Source organism: Methanomicrobiales archaeon, from assembly GCA_030019205.1.
Classification (GTDB): Archaea; Halobacteriota; Methanomicrobia; order Methanomicrobiales; family JACTUA01; genus JASEFH01.
On sequence record JASEFH010000014.1, the window covers coordinates 50,394 to 67,040 of the forward strand.

19 protein-coding genes and 2 tRNA genes are annotated in these 16,647 nt (G+C 65.1%); 18 read left to right on the top strand and 3 right to left on the bottom strand.

The window, feature by feature from the left end; genetic code table 11:
- Window positions 1-17: 17 nt before the first annotated feature.
- The 3 genes from QMC96_08735 (at window position 18) to QMC96_08745 (ending at window position 4,950) form a co-directional block, all read left to right on the top strand.
- Window positions 18-1,133 (top strand): glycosyltransferase, encoded by a 1,116-nt coding sequence (locus tag QMC96_08735; protein MDI6876841.1) that lies wholly within the window; start codon window positions 18-20, stop codon window positions 1,131-1,133.
- Window positions 1,134-1,374: 241 nt separating this feature from the next.
- Complete coding sequence (locus QMC96_08740) at window positions 1,375-3,975, top strand: oligosaccharyl transferase, archaeosortase A system-associated (GenBank protein MDI6876842.1); 2,601 nt, start codon at window positions 1,375-1,377, stop codon at window positions 3,973-3,975.
- Window positions 3,976-3,978: 3 nt separating this feature from the next.
- Entirely contained in the window at window positions 3,979-4,950 is a 972-nt protein-coding gene (locus tag QMC96_08745; protein ID MDI6876843.1) for a histone deacetylase, read from the top strand.
- Window positions 4,951-5,578: 628 nt separating this feature from the next.
- Here QMC96_08745 and QMC96_08750 read toward each other — a convergent pair.
- The gene (locus QMC96_08750) at window positions 5,579-6,751 is read right to left on the bottom strand and encodes a YcaO-like family protein (protein MDI6876844.1); all 1,173 of its coding nucleotides are present in this window, start codon (window positions 6,749-6,751) and stop codon (window positions 5,579-5,581) included.
- 56 nt (window positions 6,752-6,807) lie between these two features.
- Here QMC96_08750 and QMC96_08755 point away from each other — a divergent pair, with 56 nt between their 5' ends.
- Window positions 6,808-7,092 (top strand): DUF2098 domain-containing protein, encoded by a 285-nt coding sequence (locus QMC96_08755; protein MDI6876845.1) that lies wholly within the window; start codon window positions 6,808-6,810, stop codon window positions 7,090-7,092.
- Here the strand turns inward: QMC96_08755 and nikR are convergent.
- The gene (gene nikR / locus QMC96_08760) at window positions 7,089-7,511 is read right to left on the bottom strand and encodes a nickel-responsive transcriptional regulator NikR (GenBank protein ID MDI6876846.1); all 423 of its coding nucleotides are present in this window, start codon (window positions 7,509-7,511) and stop codon (window positions 7,089-7,091) included. The two genes, QMC96_08755 and nikR, sit on opposite strands and share 4 nt — an antisense overlap.
- Window positions 7,512-7,751: 240 nt before the next feature.
- Here nikR and QMC96_08765 point away from each other — a divergent pair, with 240 nt between their 5' ends.
- The 11 genes from QMC96_08765 (at window position 7,752) to QMC96_08815 (ending at window position 14,049) form a co-directional block, all read left to right on the top strand.
- Window positions 7,752-8,144, top strand: a complete 393-nt coding sequence (locus QMC96_08765) for a hypothetical protein (GenBank protein ID MDI6876847.1) — start codon at window positions 7,752-7,754, stop codon at window positions 8,142-8,144.
- 180 nt (window positions 8,145-8,324) lie between these two features.
- On the top strand, window positions 8,325-9,560 hold the full coding sequence (locus QMC96_08770; protein ID MDI6876848.1) for a translation initiation factor IF-2 subunit gamma: 1,236 nt from the start codon (window positions 8,325-8,327) through the stop codon (window positions 9,558-9,560).
- Window positions 9,524-9,937 carry a nucleotide-binding protein gene (locus QMC96_08775; GenBank protein ID MDI6876849.1) on the top strand — a complete coding sequence of 138 codons (414 nt, stop codon included), beginning with the start codon at window positions 9,524-9,526 and terminating at the stop codon, window positions 9,935-9,937. Before QMC96_08770 ends, QMC96_08775 begins: the two co-directional genes overlap by 37 nt.
- A 3-nt stretch (window positions 9,938-9,940) precedes the next feature.
- Entirely contained in the window at window positions 9,941-10,513 is a 573-nt protein-coding gene (locus QMC96_08780; GenBank protein MDI6876850.1) for a DNA-directed RNA polymerase, read from the top strand.
- Window positions 10,500-10,700, top strand: a complete 201-nt coding sequence (gene spt4, locus QMC96_08785) for a transcription elongation factor subunit Spt4 (protein MDI6876851.1) — start codon at window positions 10,500-10,502, stop codon at window positions 10,698-10,700. Before QMC96_08780 ends, spt4 begins: the two co-directional genes overlap by 14 nt.
- On the top strand, window positions 10,700-11,185 hold the full coding sequence (locus QMC96_08790) for a GTP-dependent dephospho-CoA kinase family protein (GenBank protein ID MDI6876852.1): 486 nt from the start codon (window positions 10,700-10,702) through the stop codon (window positions 11,183-11,185). Before spt4 ends, QMC96_08790 begins: the two co-directional genes overlap by 1 nt.
- Before the next feature lie 87 nt (window positions 11,186-11,272).
- On the top strand, window positions 11,273-11,569 hold the full coding sequence (locus QMC96_08795; protein MDI6876853.1) for a 30S ribosomal protein S24e: 297 nt from the start codon (window positions 11,273-11,275) through the stop codon (window positions 11,567-11,569).
- Complete coding sequence (locus tag QMC96_08800) at window positions 11,569-11,724, top strand: 30S ribosomal protein S27ae (protein MDI6876854.1); 156 nt, start codon at window positions 11,569-11,571, stop codon at window positions 11,722-11,724. The genes QMC96_08795 and QMC96_08800 overlap by 1 nt, the downstream gene beginning before the upstream one ends.
- Before the next feature lie 6 nt (window positions 11,725-11,730).
- Window positions 11,731-13,296, top strand: a complete 1,566-nt coding sequence (locus QMC96_08805; protein MDI6876855.1) for a bifunctional N(6)-L-threonylcarbamoyladenine synthase/serine/threonine protein kinase — start codon at window positions 11,731-11,733, stop codon at window positions 13,294-13,296.
- Window positions 13,293-13,847 carry an RdgB/HAM1 family non-canonical purine NTP pyrophosphatase gene (rdgB, locus tag QMC96_08810; protein ID MDI6876856.1) on the top strand — a complete coding sequence of 185 codons (555 nt, stop codon included), beginning with the start codon at window positions 13,293-13,295 and terminating at the stop codon, window positions 13,845-13,847. The genes QMC96_08805 and rdgB overlap by 4 nt, the downstream gene beginning before the upstream one ends.
- Before the next feature lie 55 nt (window positions 13,848-13,902).
- Window positions 13,903-14,049 carry a 50S ribosomal protein L40e gene (locus tag QMC96_08815; protein MDI6876857.1) on the top strand — a complete coding sequence of 49 codons (147 nt, stop codon included), beginning with the start codon at window positions 13,903-13,905 and terminating at the stop codon, window positions 14,047-14,049.
- Here QMC96_08815 and QMC96_08820 read toward each other — a convergent pair.
- Complete coding sequence (locus tag QMC96_08820; protein ID MDI6876858.1) at window positions 14,046-14,696, bottom strand: DUF1917 domain-containing protein; 651 nt, start codon at window positions 14,694-14,696, stop codon at window positions 14,046-14,048. The genes QMC96_08815 and QMC96_08820 overlap by 4 nt on opposite strands.
- Before the next feature lie 226 nt (window positions 14,697-14,922).
- Between QMC96_08820 and htpX the strand changes: the two genes are divergently transcribed.
- The 3 genes from htpX to QMC96_08835 all read left to right on the top strand — a co-directional run bounded on the left by htpX (window position 14,923) and on the right by QMC96_08835 (window position 16,197).
- On the top strand, window positions 14,923-15,810 hold the full coding sequence (htpX, locus tag QMC96_08825) for a zinc metalloprotease HtpX (protein MDI6876859.1): 888 nt from the start codon (window positions 14,923-14,925) through the stop codon (window positions 15,808-15,810).
- Window positions 15,811-16,050: 240 nt separating this feature from the next.
- A tRNA-Gly gene (locus QMC96_08830) sits at window positions 16,051-16,121 on the top strand.
- 2 nt (window positions 16,122-16,123) lie between these two features.
- A tRNA-Val gene (locus QMC96_08835) sits at window positions 16,124-16,197 on the top strand.
- Window positions 16,198-16,647 lie beyond the last annotated feature (450 nt).

Consider the following 16,647-nt stretch of genomic DNA (forward strand, 5'->3'; position numbering starts at 1 on the left):
CCGATAGAGATCTAACCATGCTGCTGGAGCTGGGGGCATCGCTCCTGATCCTTGCCATTCTCCCCTATGCGGTGTATCTCCTGGGCGTCACGGCGGGCAGGAAGCTCCCGGCAGCCCCGATCCCGTCCTCCCTCCCTCCCGTCAGCATCGTCATCGCCGCCTACAACGAGGCGGCGGTTCTGGAGCGGCGTCTCGCAAACCTCTCGCGGTCCTCCTACCCGCGGGACCTCTACGAGGTGATCCTGGTGGACGACTGCTCCACCGATGGCACGCGGGATATCGCTGAGGCGACCCTGGAACGGCTCGGCATCCGCCACAGGGTCGTCGCCAATACCGAACGCCTGGGGCCCGCCCGCTCCTACAACCGTGCGATCTCGCTCGCCTCCCACGATATCGTCGTCACTACGGATGCCGACGTCTTCTTCGAACAGGATGCCCTCCTCCTCTTGATCGCGCGGCTCGTGAGCGACCATGCAATCGTCGCGGTGTGCGGGGACCTGCGCCCCCTCCCGGATCGGACCTCCACGCGGGCGATGGAGAGCGTCTACCGGGGGTACTATGGGCGGATGTGCGACTGGGAGAGCGCGATTGACGCCTGCTACACGTTCAACGGCGCTCTCGTGGCCTTCAAGCGCTCCGAGATCCAGCGGATCGAGGATCGGCGGGGTGCGGACGACGCCAACACGGCGTTCGAGGCGATACGCCGGGGCCGCCGGGCGGTGTACGAGATCCGTGCGGTGGTGTTCGAGGAGATCCCGGAGGGCATCCCGAAGCAGTACCGCCAGAAGGTGCGGCGGGCGACAGGGCTGATCGAGGCGACCCTGAACAACCTGGACCTGCTCCGGTCGGACCGCCCGTTCTCGCGGTTCGTCTACCCCCTCCGCATCTGGATGTTCCTGTTCACGCCGGCGATCTTCTCGGCGGGCAGTATCCTGGCGCTCCTGGGGCTGCTCCTGATCGCCCCGCTCTTCGCCGCCGTTCTGGTCGCGGGTCTCGCCGCGACCATGGCGCTCTTCCGGACTGCTTTCCTGAACGCCTTCGTCTTCAACCAGATCTGCCTGCTGATGGGTCTGCTGAAGCTCGGGACCGACGTGCGGGCATGGGAGAGCACCTCGAGAAAGAGCCCGAACTGACGCCAGCCCCTTCGCCCCCCGCGGATGCCCCGGGACGGAACGCCATGCCTCAAAAGGGCGGGTGCCGGGCGCGGGATCGGGAGTACCGTATGCGGCGTCTCCGCCGTGGCCGTTCGCCCGCACCCTTCTGTCGGATGGGTTGCGATGACCGGCATCGCAGCGGCAAATCGGCAGAATTCGCCGCTGCAATCCCAACCAAATTTATTAATATCTCCAATCGAGACATTAAAAGGAGACTCTAATGACGCGCGTTGAGCTGAGCAACTACAGGAGCTACATCATCGCGATCTCTCTCGTCCTGATCTCCCTTTTCACCTTCTGGATCCGGGTGCTGCCGTCGTTCGCGGTCGGGAATCAGGATATCCTGAATTTTGTCGCGATGGACGATCCCTTCTACAACCTCCGCCAGGTGGAGCACATGCTCCGGAATTTCCCGACATACTCCTGGTTCGATCCGATGTCCCAGTACCCCTACGGGTCGCCGGTGAACTGGGGGCCCGTGATGACGTATATCGCATCGTTCGTGGCGATTCTGCTGGGCGCCAGCACCCGCCCCGAGATCGCCTTCGCCGGGCTCATCACGCCACCCCTGCTGGCGGCGGCGATGGTGCCGGTGATGTACGCCATCGGCCGTATCGTCGCCGACTGGAAGACCGGTCTCATCGCGTCCCTGCTGATCGCGGTAGTCTCCGGCCAGTACTTCTACCGCTCCCTCTTCGGGTACTTCGACCACCACATCGCCGAAGCGCTCTTCTCCGCGCTCTTCGCCCTGGGATACATCTACACCCTGAACTACGTGCGGCGTCATCCGGTGGACTTCAAACGTCTCGACACCCTGAAGGTGCCGGCAGCCCTCTCCGTCGCGAGCGGCATCCTCTACCTCCTGGGGCTCTTCACGATGCCCACGATGATCCTCTTCGCCCTGATCGTCGCGGTGTTCACCGTCGTCCAGTTCGTCGTCGACTTCTGGAAGGGGAGGTCCGGCGACTATCTCCTCCTGACGAACCTGCTCGTGTTCTCGATCGCGTCTATCGGGCTCGCCGCCTATGGCTTCAGGGCGAGCGGACTCTCCCTCATCTCCTACTCCTTCGGGCACATCGTCGCCTATGGGGCCCTGATGGCGGCGACCGTCGTGCTGTATGCGCTGGCGCGGTTCCTGCAGGGGCGGCCGAAGATCTACTATCCCGCGGCGGTTGCCGCCATCGGCGTCATCGGGGCGGCGGGCATCGCCGTTCTGGCTCCGGCGATCTCCGCCACTCTGCTCGGCGGACTCTTCCAGTTCTTCGGCCAGCCGGCGACCGCCCTCACGGTGCAGGAGGCGCAGCCCTGGTCGTTTGCGGGCGCATGGTACGCGTTCAACTACGGGCTCATCCTGATGGTCGCCGGCATCGGCGCCCTGCTCTACTGGAACGTGAAAGAGGAGCGGTCCGATGCGATGTTCGCCCTGGTCTGGTCTCTTGTGATCCTCGTCTCCACCATCCAGCACGTCCGCTACGAGTACTACATGGCGGTGAACGTGGTGCTGCTCTCCGCGGTCGCGATCGGCTGGATTCTGGACATGGGATGGAAAGACACGCTCTCCTTCGTCCGCAGGGGTGTCTCCGCCGCCTCCCCCGAGGGGAAGGAGACGGAGACGACGCCCGCTGCACATGCGGCCAAACGGCGGAAGAAGGAGCCAAAGGAGGCGAAGAGCAGCCGGACCGCCCCCAGCGCGGTGAAGGTCGGGATGTTCTTCGGGGTGGCGGCCCTCGCGCTGCTCTTCATCTCCACCTCCTTTGCATCGGGCTACAGCGTGGCCTCCTCGGGCGGGATCCGCCTGAACCCGGAGTGGAAGGAGACACTGGAGTGGATGCATTCCAGCACGCCGGACCCCGGCGTGGACTACTACGGGGTATACGACAGGGATGGCTACCAGTATCCTCCCGGGTCCTACGGGGTCATGTCCTGGTGGGACTACGGGCACATCATCACCTACATCGCCAAACGCATACCGAATGCCAATCCGTTCCAGGCGGGGGTGGCGGGGCCCACCGGTGCTTCGACCTTCTTCATCACGCAGTCCGAGGATACGGCGACCGGTATCCTGGATACGCTCGGGACCCGCTACGTGATCACGGATATCGAGATGGACATCCAGAAGTTCTGGGCGATGGCGACCTGGTACAACAGCACGCTCGGGGACTCCCCCTACCGCACGAGTTTCCTCGCCACGAACCCGGAGAATCCCTCGACGTACCAGGTGGTGAGCTTCTACACCCCGGCTTACTACAGCACGATGATCTCCCGCCTCCACAACTTCGACGGCTCCCTGGTGAACGGCTCCCGGGCGTACTACGTCGAGTACCAGATTCGTGAAGGCATCGCGCTGCCGGTCCTGACGAACGCCCGGGAGATGCCCCAGGCGGAGGCGCAGGCGGCAGCCGACGCCTACAACCAGAAGGCCCCGGCCGGTTACCGCGCTGCGGTGCTGAACACCTACCCGTACACGATCTACGATCCGCTGGGCCAGGTGCCGGCGCTCCGCCACTTCCGCCTGGTGCACGAGTCCCCGACGAACATCTTCCGCGGGACCTCGCCGGACATCAAGTACGTCAAGGTATTCGAGTACGTTCCCGGGGCGCACATCAGAGGGGAAGGCATCATCGAGATCGATCTCGTCTCCAACACCGGGCGGAACTTCACCTACCGGCAGCAGAGCCAGAACGGGGAGTTCGTCGTCCCCTACTCCACCAGCGGCAGCCCCTACGACGTGAGAGCGGTGAGCAAGTACCGCCTGGCAGGTACGGGCGTGCAGTTCGACGTGCCGGAAGAGGCGGTGATGCAGGGGACCTACATCAACTGATCCATGACGCGGTGCTCGGCAATCTGCGGGGATGTCTTTGCAGAACACGATATCGAGACGCATACCGAGTCCGGCGCACGGATCCGCCAGGTGCTGGGCGGCGCACCCGCCGGGATCACCTGGCGGGAACCGAGAAAGGCGTCCCGCCGGGACCTGGAGCGGGTCCACCACCCCGGCTATCTCCGCTGGCTGCAGGAGATCTCCAGCGGTGCCCACTTCATCGATCCGAACACCTACGTCACGGCCCACTCGTTCGAAGTGGCTGCCTGCGCCGCAGGCTCGGCGATCGCGGCTGTTGAGCGGGCGATGGACGGCGAGCACTGCTTTGCGCTCGTCCGCCCGCCCGGGCACCACGCCGAGGCCGATCAGGCGATGGGATTCTGTCTCCTGAACAACGCCGCGATTGCCGCGGCAAACGCGCTCACATCCGTCGAGCGGGTGGCGATCGTCGACTGGGATCTGCACCACGGCAACGGCACGCAGAACATCTTTTACGGGTCCGACCGGGTGCTCTACTGCTCGGTCCACCAGGAGGGCGCCTTCCCGCGGACGGGATGGGTGGACGAGATCGGGAGCGGCAGCGGGCGGGGCTACTCGCTGAACGTCCCCCTCAAGAAGGGGGCGACGATCTCGGATTACCGCGCGGTCTTCACCGAACTGTTCGTGCCGGCGCTGGAGCGGTTCCGCCCCGATCTGCTGATCGTCTCGGCCGGCCAGGATCCGCTCGCCGACGACCGGCACGGCAGCATGTGCCTGCAACCCGCGGACTTCGGGGTGCTCACCCGCATCCTGATGGGGGCGAGCGATCTCCCCCTGGCGCTGGTGCTGGAGGGGGGCTACGGCCCCTCCCACGGGGCGGCGGTCTCCCATATCTTCCAGGCGCTCCAGGGAAAGCGGATCGCCGGGGGGGAGGCTGGCGAGCCCCGCAGGAGCACGCGGGCCCTGATAGGAACGCTGAAGAAAGTGTGGTTCTAGGGCACTGTCAGGGATCATTCCCATCACCTCAACAGCCTTTCCGCGGACCAGGCTGGCGGCGGGGACGAGGGGGGGACCCCGGTCCAGCAGGAGAGCACGGAAGACCTGCGCGATTTTGAGAGATTCCTCCTCTCCCTATCCGCTCGTCCCTGCGAACAACCGCCTGCACATGCCGAATTCTCTATCGACCCTGGCGAGATGGCAGGTCAAACCGGGTTGGAGTGGAAAAGAGATCCCTCCCGGAACAGGCCCTATCGCACCATGGGGGGGAGGGGGTGCGCCCCTTCCCCGCCGCTGCGATACCTCCCGAGATTGGTAGAGCCGATTGGCGTGAGTTCCCCTCTGTATCCTCCGGGCTGTCGCATTCGCCGGGGCGGGGCTCGGGGGAGGGGGCAAGAGAGCCCCCCAGCATGCTCTGGAACTGCGATACAGGGATACGTGTGGATCAGGCCCGATCCGCGTTCGCCTCCCTGAAATCGCACTGCGTCTGCCTGTTCTGTTGCATCTCCCCCCTCCGGTCGCAGACGGGAACATGCCCGGGAATGGGGGTGCACCTTCGCGAGAGTGCCGCACCTGCCCGGAGACGTATTCCGGTTATCCGGTCCTCGCCAGGTCCGATTGGCACATTTCAGACGGATCTGCCGCCCCGCTCCTGATCCGCATGGGAGAGCTCGAACCCCGGGACGACGATCCGCACGACCGGAACCGCCGTGCGGGTGAGGTCCACCATGCAGACACGGTCCGCATGCTCGCCGACCTGCCGAAGCGCCGCATCGATGTCCTCGTCGAACCAGGGAGTACTGACGTCCTCCACGTCCTCGATCCGCACCTCCTCGGCCGGGGCGAACCAGACCTTGTTGATGCGCTTCAGCCGCTCGTAGCCCGCCCGGCGGGCCATCTCGATGCGGTATTCCTCCTTCACCATCCCGTGCAGCATGAGCGAGCGGGTCTCCGCCACTTCCAGCAGGGCGTTCACCGCGGCGATCTCGGGACTGGTGTGGGTGCCGACGCCCATCACCAGCATGGCGGGATCCCGCGTCTGCGTATCGTCCGCCGCGGCAGCGACGGTGGGAAGGGCGGTGCGCCCTTCGACGAGCCAGAGGTGGATCTCGATCCCTGCCGCCTGGAAGCGGTCGAGAAGATTCCGCGCATCCCCTCCCCCGTCGATGCGCAGCCGCCGCCCCAGGGATTTCTTCCGCTCGGCGACGCTCAGGGCATCCCACTCCACCACCTCCATCAGGGCGTGCAGGATCGCCTCCTCCATGGCGCACCCGGCGGCGAGCCCGGTGGTATCGCTGCGGAAGAGACGTTCGGTCTCCCCCAGCGAGATGTAGGGGTGGAAGACGGCGTTGCTCGGCACCATCACCGCCTCGTCGTTCAGGATGTCCCAGCCCGGGCTCCAGTGGATCTTCTCGCCCACGCCCAGGGGGCGGGCGAGCATCAGATCCCGGGGATCCAGAGCCCGCGTCAGCCCGATCTCCTCGTAGCTGGCGAGCTCCATGCGGTCCCCGTGGTACTCCGCCGAGTAGCGTTCGATCGCCTCCATCCCCGCCGCCACCTCCGCCTGGCGGGGCTCGATCCCCTTTCCGGAGAAGAATCGGGTCGCCCCGACCGCCGTCCGGGGTCGGACCGCAGCAAAGACGGGGATGTCGAGCCGCTCGGTCTCGGTGATATCCACGACCTCCGCGACCCCGATGGCGGGCATCAGGGGCGCGATCGCGCCGTGTACATCCTCCGGGGGGCGTGCGCGGTGAGTGCCCCGAAAAAAACGCTTCTCCACACGCCGGATGGTATAACCCATACCTTAGCATGGCGCAAGGATATTTTTATACTTTGGCCGGACCATTCGTACGTGTCATGAACGCGGACGAAGTCGTTGTTGGCATGCAGGTGCGCTATCCCCGCACGGGAACCATCGGGCGGGTGGAGAGGCTGGAGCGGGTCGGGGCGGACACCTACGCCCAGCTGGACTGCACGCACCTCCTCTACCGGGTGGACTACCTGGTGAGCGCTGCCGGGGAGGAGCAGAAGCGGGAGACCATCACGGAGGACATCAAGAAAAGGCTCGAAGAGGAGAGGGACTTTGCCAGGATGCAGGACGCCTGGCAGCACACGGACCAGAGCTGCGAGGGCGGAGGCTAGTCCCGCAGGGGGATCGTGATCAGCTTCACCGACTCCACCCCTTTCTGCGACATCAGCCGCTCCGCGATGTTCTTCAAGTCCGAGCCTTCGCCCCGGAGCAGGATCACCTCGAGGCAGCGGTCGTGGGTCACGTGGGCGTGCATGGATGCCTGGATGACGTCCATGTACTCGTGCTGGATGTCGAGGAGCGTCTGGAGCAGCCCCCTCTGGTCGTGGTCGTAGATCATGGTGATGACACCCTGCCGTTCGCCCTTCACGTCGGACATCCACTGGTAGTGGGTGATGTAGCTGCGGATCGCGTCCCGGATGCCCTCGGATCGGGACGAGTAGCCGCGGTAATCGATGATCTCGTCGAACTTGTCCAGGAGATGTTTGGGAAGGGAGATTCCGATGCGGGAGAGTTCGTTATCCGGTGTCATGGCGCCTCAGACAGATTTAGGTACTCCAGCCATAATTTTTGTCATCCTATGCGATATAGTTGATCGCTGCATCCGGGCGGCCATCGGGACGGAGGGAGTACCTCCGTGCCCCGCAGGGTGAACGGAGAGGGCGGATACCCGCGCCATCCGCACCCCGGCGGATACGGGGACGCTGCCGCATCGGAGAGGCGGCACTCCGCATGCCGGGCTCCCGGACCTGGCAACCAACGGAGGCGGTGTATGCCTGCACCGGAAGAGGGCCCCGAAGCGGGGCGGGAGTGGCGGCGGGCGGCGGCTTCGGCCGTCTACCATGCCACGGTCATGGAGGGTCTCCGCGACGAGGCCGAGAGGAGAGTGCGGAGGGCGTTGAAGAGAGGGCGATCGTCCGATCCCGGGGAGTGCCGCCGGGCGGTGTCGGAGCTGGAGCAGATCTTCCTGTGGTACAGCGGCCACATCGAGAGGCATCGCGAGGGGATCCTGCAGGCGATCCCCGAGTCGGAGGAGAAGCGGAGAGCCGAGACGCGGGGGCGGGACCACATCCGCTCGTTGCAGGGGATCCACTGGTCGCCGGGGGGGACCGTGCCCGATCGGGCGGGCTTCCAGCCGGGCGGGCGGAGAGGGGAGAAAGAGTAGGCGGAGGCGGCGGCGAACTGCCGCCGATCGATCGGGGATCTGCACAGCCTATATATGGGACGTATATACCATTATTTAATACCCGGCAGGAACCAATATATACAGGACTCTTGAAGGAAACGTTCAGGATTATCGGGTTGCGAGCCGCAATCTCATCTGAATCAGGAGGTTCGAACATATTTGCATGATGTAACCATACCCGACGTGAACATCGGCGTGGTGGGGCACGTGGACCACGGCAAGACGACGCTCGTCAAGGCCCTGACCGGCACCTGGACGGATCGTCACAGCGAGGAGATCAAACGCGGGATCTCCATCCGCCTCGGCTACGCGGATGCGACGTTCTACCGCTGCGCCAACCACGAGGGGCCCGAATCCTACTCGCATACCGCCGTATGCCCGATAGACGGCTCGAAGGCGGCCCCCTTCCGCTCCGTCTCGTTCGTGGACTCGCCGGGGCACGAGACCCTGATGGCGACGATGCTCTCGGGCTCCGCGATCATGGACGGGGCGATGCTCGTCATCGCGGCCAACGAACCCTGCCCGCAGCCGCAGACTAAGGAGCACCTGATGGCGCTCTCCCTGGTGGGGATCCGGAACATCGTGATCGTCCAGAACAAGATCGACGTGGTCTCCCCGGCGGACGCCCTGAAGCACTACCAGCAGATCCGGGCCTTCATCAGGGGGACGATCGCGGAGAACGCCCCGATCATCCCCGTCTCGGCGCAGCAGGGGATCAACCTGGGGGATCTCATCCAGGCCCTGGACCAGACCATCCCCGTGCCGGAGCGCGACCCGAACGCTGCGGCGGTGATGCTGATCGCCCGCTCCTTCGACATCAACCGCCCCGGGGTCGGCTGGAAGGACATCCGCGGCGGCGTCGTCGGCGGCTCTCTCGTGCGCGGCGTCCTGCGAGAGGGCGACGACCTCGAGATCCGTCCCGGTCTCCAGGTGCAGGTGGAGAACCGCGTGCGCTGGGAGCCGATCGTCACCAAGATCACCTCCATCTCCAAGGGGTCGAAGAAGCTGTCCGAGGCGACGCCGGGCGGGCTGGTCGGTGTCGGCACCAAGCTCGATCCCGCGCTCACCAAGAGCGATGCCCTGGCGGGGCAGGTGGCCGGCCATGCGGGAGAACTGCCACCGGTCTGGGACCGCCTGACGTTTCGGGTCTCCCTGATGGAGCGCGTGGTGGGCTCCGAGAGCGAGGTCGACGTCCAGCCCGTGCGGCACAAGGAGCCCCTGATGCTCTCCGTGGGGACGGCGGTGACCGTGGGTGTGGTGACGAACACCAAGAAGGACATCGTGGAGGTGGCCCTGAAACGGCCGGTCTGCGCGGACGTGGGCGCCCGGATCGCGATCAGCCGGCAGGTGGGCGCCCGATGGCGTCTGATCGGGATGGGCGTCCTGACCGCGTGAGGATCCTGCTGGACACGAACGCGCTCATGCTGCCCGGCCAGTTCGGGATCGACCTCTTCGACGAGCTCCTCCGTCTCTGCGGCCGCTACGAACCCATGACCCTCACCGACGTGCTCCGCGAGCTGGAAGGGATCGCCCGGGGGCGGGGGCGGGACGCCGCCGCCGCCCGGCTGGGGCTGCAGCTCTGCGAGCGCTGCCGCCTCGTGGAGAGCGAGGGCATGGGCGGCACGGTGGACGAGAAGGTGATGCAGGCGGCGGAGGCGTCGGGGAGCGTCGTCGTCACGAACGATCGCGGGCTCCGCGACGCCCTGCTGGAGCGGGGTGTGGATGTGATCGTGATGCGGGGGCAGAAGAAGCTGGAACTGATTCGGGGATAGGATATGTACTACAAAATGACGTTGGTTGACAAGGTGCGGGTGCCGCCTCACCGTATGGGCGAGCCGCTGCATGCCGTGGTGCTCAGCCTGCTGGAGGAGCAGCTCGAAGGAAGCATCGACAATGATATCGGCATCTTCATCGCGGTGACGCGGGTCCTGGAGACGGGAGAAGGGGAGATGATCCCCGGCGACGGCGCCGTCTTCTACGACGTGACGTTCGAGGCGCTGGTGCTGCGGCTGAGCCTGCAGGAGGTGATCGAGGGGGAGGTGGTCGAGACGACGACGTTCGGCGCCTTCGTCAGCCTGGGCCCCATCGACGCGATGCTGCACATGTCCCAGATCTCCGATGAGTTCATCAACTACGACGAGAAGAACGGGCGGCTCATCTGCCAGGAGTCGAAGCGGTTCATCGAGGTGGGGGACCTCGTCCGCGTGCGGGTGGTGACTCTCTCGCTCTCCGAACGGGAGCCGCGGGAGAGCAAGATCGGGCTGACGATGCGGCAGGCGGGGCTGGGAACGCAGCGCTGGCTCACAGAAGAGTACGAGAAGGAGAAGAAGGAGCATGGTGGTCCATAGGAAACAGGCGACGGTCTGCCGCGAGTGCCACCGTGTCGTCGAGGGGGAGGGCTGCACCGTCTGCGGGACCACGAATCTCAGCACGGACTGGGCAGGTTACCTCATCATCATCGATCCGGAGCATTCCGACATCGCCAAGCGGATGAACATCAAGCTGCCCGGCAAGTACGCCCTGAAGGTCCGCTGATGTACCGGCTGCCCGATGCGCACCGGTCCCGATTCCAGAGACCGTTCGGCACCCTGTATTCAGGCATCCCGGAGGTCCTGCCCCTTCTCCGGGGGCGGGTCGTCTACGCCGTGGGCGATGTGGTCACCCACAACCTGACGCGCCGGGGTGTCGTACCGGATGTGGCGGTCATCGACGGCCACACCATGCGGGCGCCCTGCAGCCGCACCCCCGACCTGAAGTCGCGCCGCCTGCGGGCGCACAATCCTCCGGGCGCGATCTCCGACGACCTGATCCAGAAGGTGCGGGAGGCGATCCTGCACCCCCCGGCGGTCGTGGTGGTGGAGGGGGAAGAGGACCTGGCGGTGATACCGATGGTGCTGCAGGCCCCGATCGGTGCGATCGTCCTCTACGGTCAGCCGGGGGAGGGGGTCGTGGTCCGGGAAGTGAGCGAGGAGGCAAAAGCAGAAGCAGAAGCGCTGCTGGCCCTCTTCGAGCGGGAGTGACTCCTCCTGCAGGGCCGTCTCGCGGGCGGGTCTCTGCCGCGATGGAATGCTTTATTAGAACACGTCTACAATAGTACGAGGATATCGATGGATTTTGAGATACAAAGCGACGTTCGGAATGAGCTGCTGAACCGCAGGGAGATAGAGTACGTCCTGACCTACGCGGGTGCCACCCCGTCCCGCGCCCAGGTGCGGGGCAAGCTGGCGGCGATCCTGAACCTGAACGAGAACCTGGTGGTCATCGACTCCCTGAAGACCCGCTTCGGGGCGATGGAGCTCGAGGGCACGGCGCGGATCTACGACTCCGAGATGAGCCGGGACAGGACGGAGCCGAAGTACCTGATGGCACGCGGTGTTCCCAAGAAGGCCGAAGAGGGTGCATGATGGCGGCGAAGCGTTCGGGGTACTACACGATCAAGGACGGGAAGGCTCAACTGTCCCGGAAACACTGCCCCCGCTGCGGTGCCGGGGTGCTGCTGGCAGAGCACGAGGATCGCGCCGCCTGCGGCAAGTGCGGCTATACGGAATTCAAGAAATAAGGTTGGATGCCTGTACAGGGCCAGGTGCTGGGTATCGAAGGCACGGCATGGAACATCAGTGCCGCTCTTTTTGACAGAGACCTGGTATCGATCCACTCCCGCCCCTACCAGCCTCCGACGGGCGGCATCCATCCCCGCGAGGCGGCCCAGCATCATGCCGCGGTGATGAAGGATCTGATCTGCCGCGTGCTGAAGGACGCGGATACCATCGCCGCCGTGGCGTTCTCGCAGGGGCCGGGGCTGGGCCCCTGCCTGCGGACCGCCGCCACCGCCGCCCGCTCGCTCGCCCTCGCGCTGGACGTGCCCCTGGTCGGGGTGAACCACTGTGTCGCGCACGTGGAGATCGGCTGCTGGGCGACCGGCTGCCGCGATCCCGTCACCCTCTACGTCAGCGGGGCCAACACCCAGGTGCTCGGGTTCCTGAACGGCCGTTACCGCATCTTCGGGGAGACGCTGGACATCGGGCTCGGGAACGCTCTCGACAAGTTCGCCCGGAGCAAGGGTCTCCGCCATCCCGGGGGGCCGGCGATCGAGGCGTGCGCACGGGAGGGGCGTTACGTCGAGCTGCCCTATACGGTGAAGGGGATGGATCTCGCCTTCTCGGGGCTCGTGAGCGCCGCCAAGGAGTGCCGGGCCCCGCTCCCGGACGTCTGCGCCGGGCTCCAGGAGACGGCGTTCGCGATGTGCGTCGAGGTGACGGAGCGGGCCCTGGCTCATGCGGGCAAGGACGAGGTGCTGCTGGTGGGCGGCGTGGGGGCGAACGCCCGCCTGCAGGAGATGCTCGCGATCATGTGCGAAGAGCGGGGAGCCTCCTTCCACGTCCCCGAACGGCTCTACCTGGGGGACAACGGGGCGATGATCGCCTATACCGGGCGGATCATGCTCGAGCACGGGAACGTGCTCCCGATCGAGCGCTCCCACGTCAACCCGGGGTACCGCGCCGACGAGGTGGAGGTGAACTGGAAGGAGGAGGCGGGCGTCTTCGCCCCCCGGAAGGAGGTGGACCGTGCCCGAGGCGCCGAGGCGGTCGTGGAGATCGGGGAGACGGCCGTCGCCAAGCGGCGGGTGGGCAAGACCTACCGCGTTCCGGCGCTGGACCGGCGGCTCATCGCGGAGCGGACGCGGGCGGAGGCCCGGACCATCTCGGCCGCCCGCCGCAGCGGCGTGCCCACGCCGATCCTGCGGGACATCACGGAGGACACGATCTGGATGGAGCGGGTGGAGGGCGACCTCCTGAAGTACGCCCTCTCCCCGCACGCCGTGTGGGAGGCCGGGCGGATCGTCGGGCGTCTGCACGCTGCCGGCATCGTCCACGGCGACCTGACCACGAGCAACATGATCCTCCGCGACGGGCAGATCGTCCTGATCGACTTCGGGCTGGCCCAGGTCACCTCCGAGATCGAGAGCCGCGGGGTGGATATCCACGTCTTCTTCCAGACGCTGGAGAGCACGGCGCCGGATGCCGGGGACCTCAAGCGGGCGTTCGCGGAGGGCTACGCGGAGACGTTTGCGGGTGCGGCGGAGGTGGTCCGCCGCGAGCAGGAGATCGAGCGGCGGGGGCGCTACCTGTGAGGCTCGCCGTTGTGACGAGCAACGCCCACAAGGCGCGGGAGGTGGCGGCGTACTTCGAGGGTATCCTGGAGGTGGAGCATATCCCGCTGGAGTGCCCCGAGTTCCGGGACGACGATGTGGGCGAGATCGCGCGGGGGAAGGCGCGGTTTGCGTATTCCGCCCTCTCGCGGCCGCTGATCGTGGACGATACCGCATTCTATGTCCGCGCCCTGAAGGGGTTTCCCGGCCCCTACGCCGCCTACGTCCTGGACACCATCGGGAAAGAGGGGATCCTGAAGCTCCTGGAGGGTGTGGACGACCGGGACGCCCGCTTCGAGACGGCGATCGCGTACGCCGATGCCGACGGCATCCGCATCTTCCGCGGCGTGCTCGAGGGGCGGATCGTGCCCCCCCGGGGGAGCGGGGGGTTCGGCTACGATCCGATCGTCGAGTGGGAGGGGCGGACCCTCGCCGAGCTGCCCCTTGCCGAGAAGAGCCGCATCTCCCACCGGGCGCGGGCCCTCTCGGCGTTCCGTGACTGGCTCCTGCCCCGGATCGGGGCGGGGGGCTGATACAAACTCTTATACCCCGGTAAGGACGATGTAATAAGGCTGGGGTTGATTCCTGTTGGCACGATTTCCAGAAGCTGAGGCACGACTGCTGAACGTCAAGATATGCATGCGCTGCAACGCCCGCAACGCGTTGCGGGCAACGCACTGCCGCAAGTGCGGCTATACCCACCTCCGCCCCAAGAACAAAGAGCGCAAGGCCTAGGCGCTGTAATACGTCACTCTTTTTCCCTTGCGGCTGTACTCCCCGCGGTAGGTCTCGATGTTGCGCTTGTAGCCGATGCGGTCGGTGAAGCCGAGCTCGCGCAGCCGCTCCCGCACCCGCATCACGTCCGCCTCGTCCTCCCAGTCGCGGGTGTAGACGTAGATGACCTTGCGTTCGTCCCGCGACTCGGGGTTCGGTTTGGCGGTGCTGACCTTGGCGGAGATGCCGAGACCCCCCCGGCAGGTCTCGTCGCGGACCTTCTTCCAGGCCTCGTCCACCCTGTCCGGCTCGAGGAAGATGAGCCATTTGCCGGCCTGCTCGTCGTCGACCGCCTCCGGCTCCACGTCGGGAGCGTCCTGGACGATCCAGTACATCTGGGTCGTCCGGGAGGGCACCACCCCTTCCCCCGCCTGGAGCAGGGCGTAGATGGCTTCAACGTCGCCGAACCGCTGCCGCAGGGCGGCGGCGAGCAGGGCGTAGTCCTGCTCGAAGGTTGCGAAGATCTCGCGGAACTGCGGCAGGAAGTCGGCCCCACTCTCCACCAGATCGAAGAGGTAGAGTCCTCTCCGGCGCAGTTCTTTGTTCAAAAAGACCTCGAAGAGCCCGTACGCGATATCGGCGAGTGCGTCCGGTCCGGCGTCTCCCATGATCATGGTTCAGGCATACATTTTTAAAAACCTGTTCATCCCGACCCCCGGGAGGGCGGCGGGAGGCCCGGTCGCAGCATCCCGCCTCCTCCGGGGGGAAGGGAGGCGGCCGCGGGGGCATCGGCGCGGCATTCTCCTGCATCGGAATGTTCCACGCCCGTACGAAGTTTGGTTTTCGCTCTGCGACGAATATCTTATTACAATCGCCGCACAATAATGATATACTATGCAGTGGAAGCGCGACTTCGGTCTCACCTGGAGGATATGGATGACGCTCCTCCTCCTCCTCCTGGTGTACCTCGTCTTTCTGGGCGTACTGTCGGCGCTCGGGGTCGGGTGGGAGTTCCTGATCCTCCTTGCAGGGGGTATGGCGTTCTTCCAGTACTTCTTCTCCGACCGTCTGGTGCTCTGGAGCACCGGGGCACGGATCGTCGGGGAGGACGAGTACCCCGAACTGCACAGGATGGTCGAGCGCCTCTCCGCGGAGGCGGGCATCCCGAAACCGCGGGTCGCCGTCGTGCCGAGTCCGGTGCCCAATGCCTTCGCGACGGGCCGCAACCCGAAGAACGCCGTGGTGGCGGCGACCGATTCCCTGATGCGGATCCTGAACCGGGACGAGCTCGAGGCGGTGCTCGCCCACGAGCTGAGTCACGTCCGCTACCGCGACGTCTTCACCCTGACGGTGGCGAGCTTCATCAGCATGGTCGCCTTCATCCTGGTGCGGAACTGGTTCTTCATGGGCATGTTCAGCGGCGGCGGGCGGCGGGAGGGCGGCAATCCCTGGATCATCGTCTTCCTGGTCTCGATCGTCGTGTGGGTCGTCAGCACGCTCCTGATCCGGGCGCTCTCCCGCTACCGGGAGTACGCCGCGGACCGCGGGTCGGCCATACTGACGGGGAGGCCGCGGGCGCTGGCGAACGCCCTCGAGAAGATCAGCGGGAGGATGGAGTACGTCGCGCCGCAGAAGAAGCAGGAGATCGAGGGGGCGAACGCCTTCTTCATCATCCCCGCTCTCTCCGGCAGCACCCTGATGGAGCTCTTCTCCACGCATCCCCCGCTCGAGAAACGCCTGGCGGCGCTGGAGAACATCGAGCGGGAGATGAAGGGTTACTGAACTCCCGACGAAGAGCAGAAGAGCAGGAACGGAAACGAGGGAAAGGAACCCTCCATCGGGTGAGGATGGGCCCCCCGTTCCCTTTATCCCCCTGGCGAGCCGGTCCAGCATCCCTTTACTGAACCGGTATAGTTGATGGCCTGCGGATGGACGAAAGCATGGCGGGATCGGGCGAGCGGGGTCGGACCTGGCGGAAGAGATAAGAATAATATCTCCGGATACAACATCTATAGGCACATCGCATCGATGATCTAGAGGTATGATTTTGGCCTTCCAAGCCAACAGCCCGGGTTCGAATCCCGGTCGATGCATGGGGCTCGTGGTCTAGCCGGTTATGACGTCGCCTTCACACGGCGGAGGTCGGGGGTCCGAATCCCTCCGAGCCCATCGGTAACGGCTTCTTTTGGCGTAAGAACAAGACATTCTCGGTTTATTTCCGTTCTGACATTATTAATTAGCGTATCCACCAAACGGGACGCATTGCTCGTGTTGTTCCTCAACCATTCCACCGTTTCCGCCGCCAATGTAAGGAGGAGAACCGGAGGCAGAAGGTCATGGCTTCGTGGAGGGATGCATTAAACAACATCAACCTGTGTAAGACTTGCTATGAACGGGAAAAGGAGAGAAAGGCTTGTATGACGGGGATATGCTGAAAACCATGTAATGGAGAAAGGATAATATTCTCCATACAATTTATAGCAGCTCAATATTTTTCGAGAGAAAATCCTGCAATATTCTCCTAGGAGAATTCTGATTATCCTCCCCTTCCAACCACAAGAGCTTTACCGGAGCACGACGCATCTGTGAGTAATGGATTCATTCACCGATTTTGCCCTG

What these genes read in the sequence shown, in the direction of transcription:
- QMC96_08735 (MDI6876841.1), top strand. Translation starts at nt 18, where the DNA reads ATGCTGCTGGAGCTGGGGGCATCGCTCCTGATCCTTGCCATTCTCCCC.
- QMC96_08740 (MDI6876842.1), top strand. Translation starts at nt 1,375, where the DNA reads ATGACGCGCGTTGAGCTGAGCAACTACAGGAGCTACATCATCGCGATC.
- QMC96_08745 (MDI6876843.1), top strand. Translation starts at nt 3,979, where the DNA reads ATGACGCGGTGCTCGGCAATCTGCGGGGATGTCTTTGCAGAACACGAT.
- QMC96_08750 (MDI6876844.1), bottom strand. Translation starts at nt 6,751, where the DNA reads ATGGGTTATACCATCCGGCGTGTGGAGAAGCGTTTTTTTCGGGGCACT.
- QMC96_08755 (MDI6876845.1), top strand. Translation starts at nt 6,808, where the DNA reads ATGAACGCGGACGAAGTCGTTGTTGGCATGCAGGTGCGCTATCCCCGC.
- nikR (MDI6876846.1), bottom strand. Translation starts at nt 7,511, where the DNA reads ATGACACCGGATAACGAACTCTCCCGCATCGGAATCTCCCTTCCCAAA.
- QMC96_08765 (MDI6876847.1), top strand. Translation starts at nt 7,752, where the DNA reads ATGCCTGCACCGGAAGAGGGCCCCGAAGCGGGGCGGGAGTGGCGGCGG.
- QMC96_08775 (MDI6876849.1), top strand. Translation starts at nt 9,524, where the DNA reads ATGGCGTCTGATCGGGATGGGCGTCCTGACCGCGTGAGGATCCTGCTG.
- QMC96_08780 (MDI6876850.1), top strand. Translation starts at nt 9,941, where the DNA reads ATGTACTACAAAATGACGTTGGTTGACAAGGTGCGGGTGCCGCCTCAC.
- spt4 (MDI6876851.1), top strand. Translation starts at nt 10,500, where the DNA reads ATGGTGGTCCATAGGAAACAGGCGACGGTCTGCCGCGAGTGCCACCGT.
- QMC96_08790 (MDI6876852.1), top strand. Translation starts at nt 10,700, where the DNA reads ATGTACCGGCTGCCCGATGCGCACCGGTCCCGATTCCAGAGACCGTTC.
- QMC96_08795 (MDI6876853.1), top strand. Translation starts at nt 11,273, where the DNA reads ATGGATTTTGAGATACAAAGCGACGTTCGGAATGAGCTGCTGAACCGC.
- QMC96_08800 (MDI6876854.1), top strand. Translation starts at nt 11,569, where the DNA reads ATGGCGGCGAAGCGTTCGGGGTACTACACGATCAAGGACGGGAAGGCT.
- QMC96_08805 (MDI6876855.1), top strand. Translation starts at nt 11,731, where the DNA reads ATGCCTGTACAGGGCCAGGTGCTGGGTATCGAAGGCACGGCATGGAAC.
- QMC96_08820 (MDI6876858.1), bottom strand. Translation starts at nt 14,696, where the DNA reads ATGGGAGACGCCGGACCGGACGCACTCGCCGATATCGCGTACGGGCTC.
- htpX (MDI6876859.1), top strand. Translation starts at nt 14,923, where the DNA reads ATGCAGTGGAAGCGCGACTTCGGTCTCACCTGGAGGATATGGATGACG.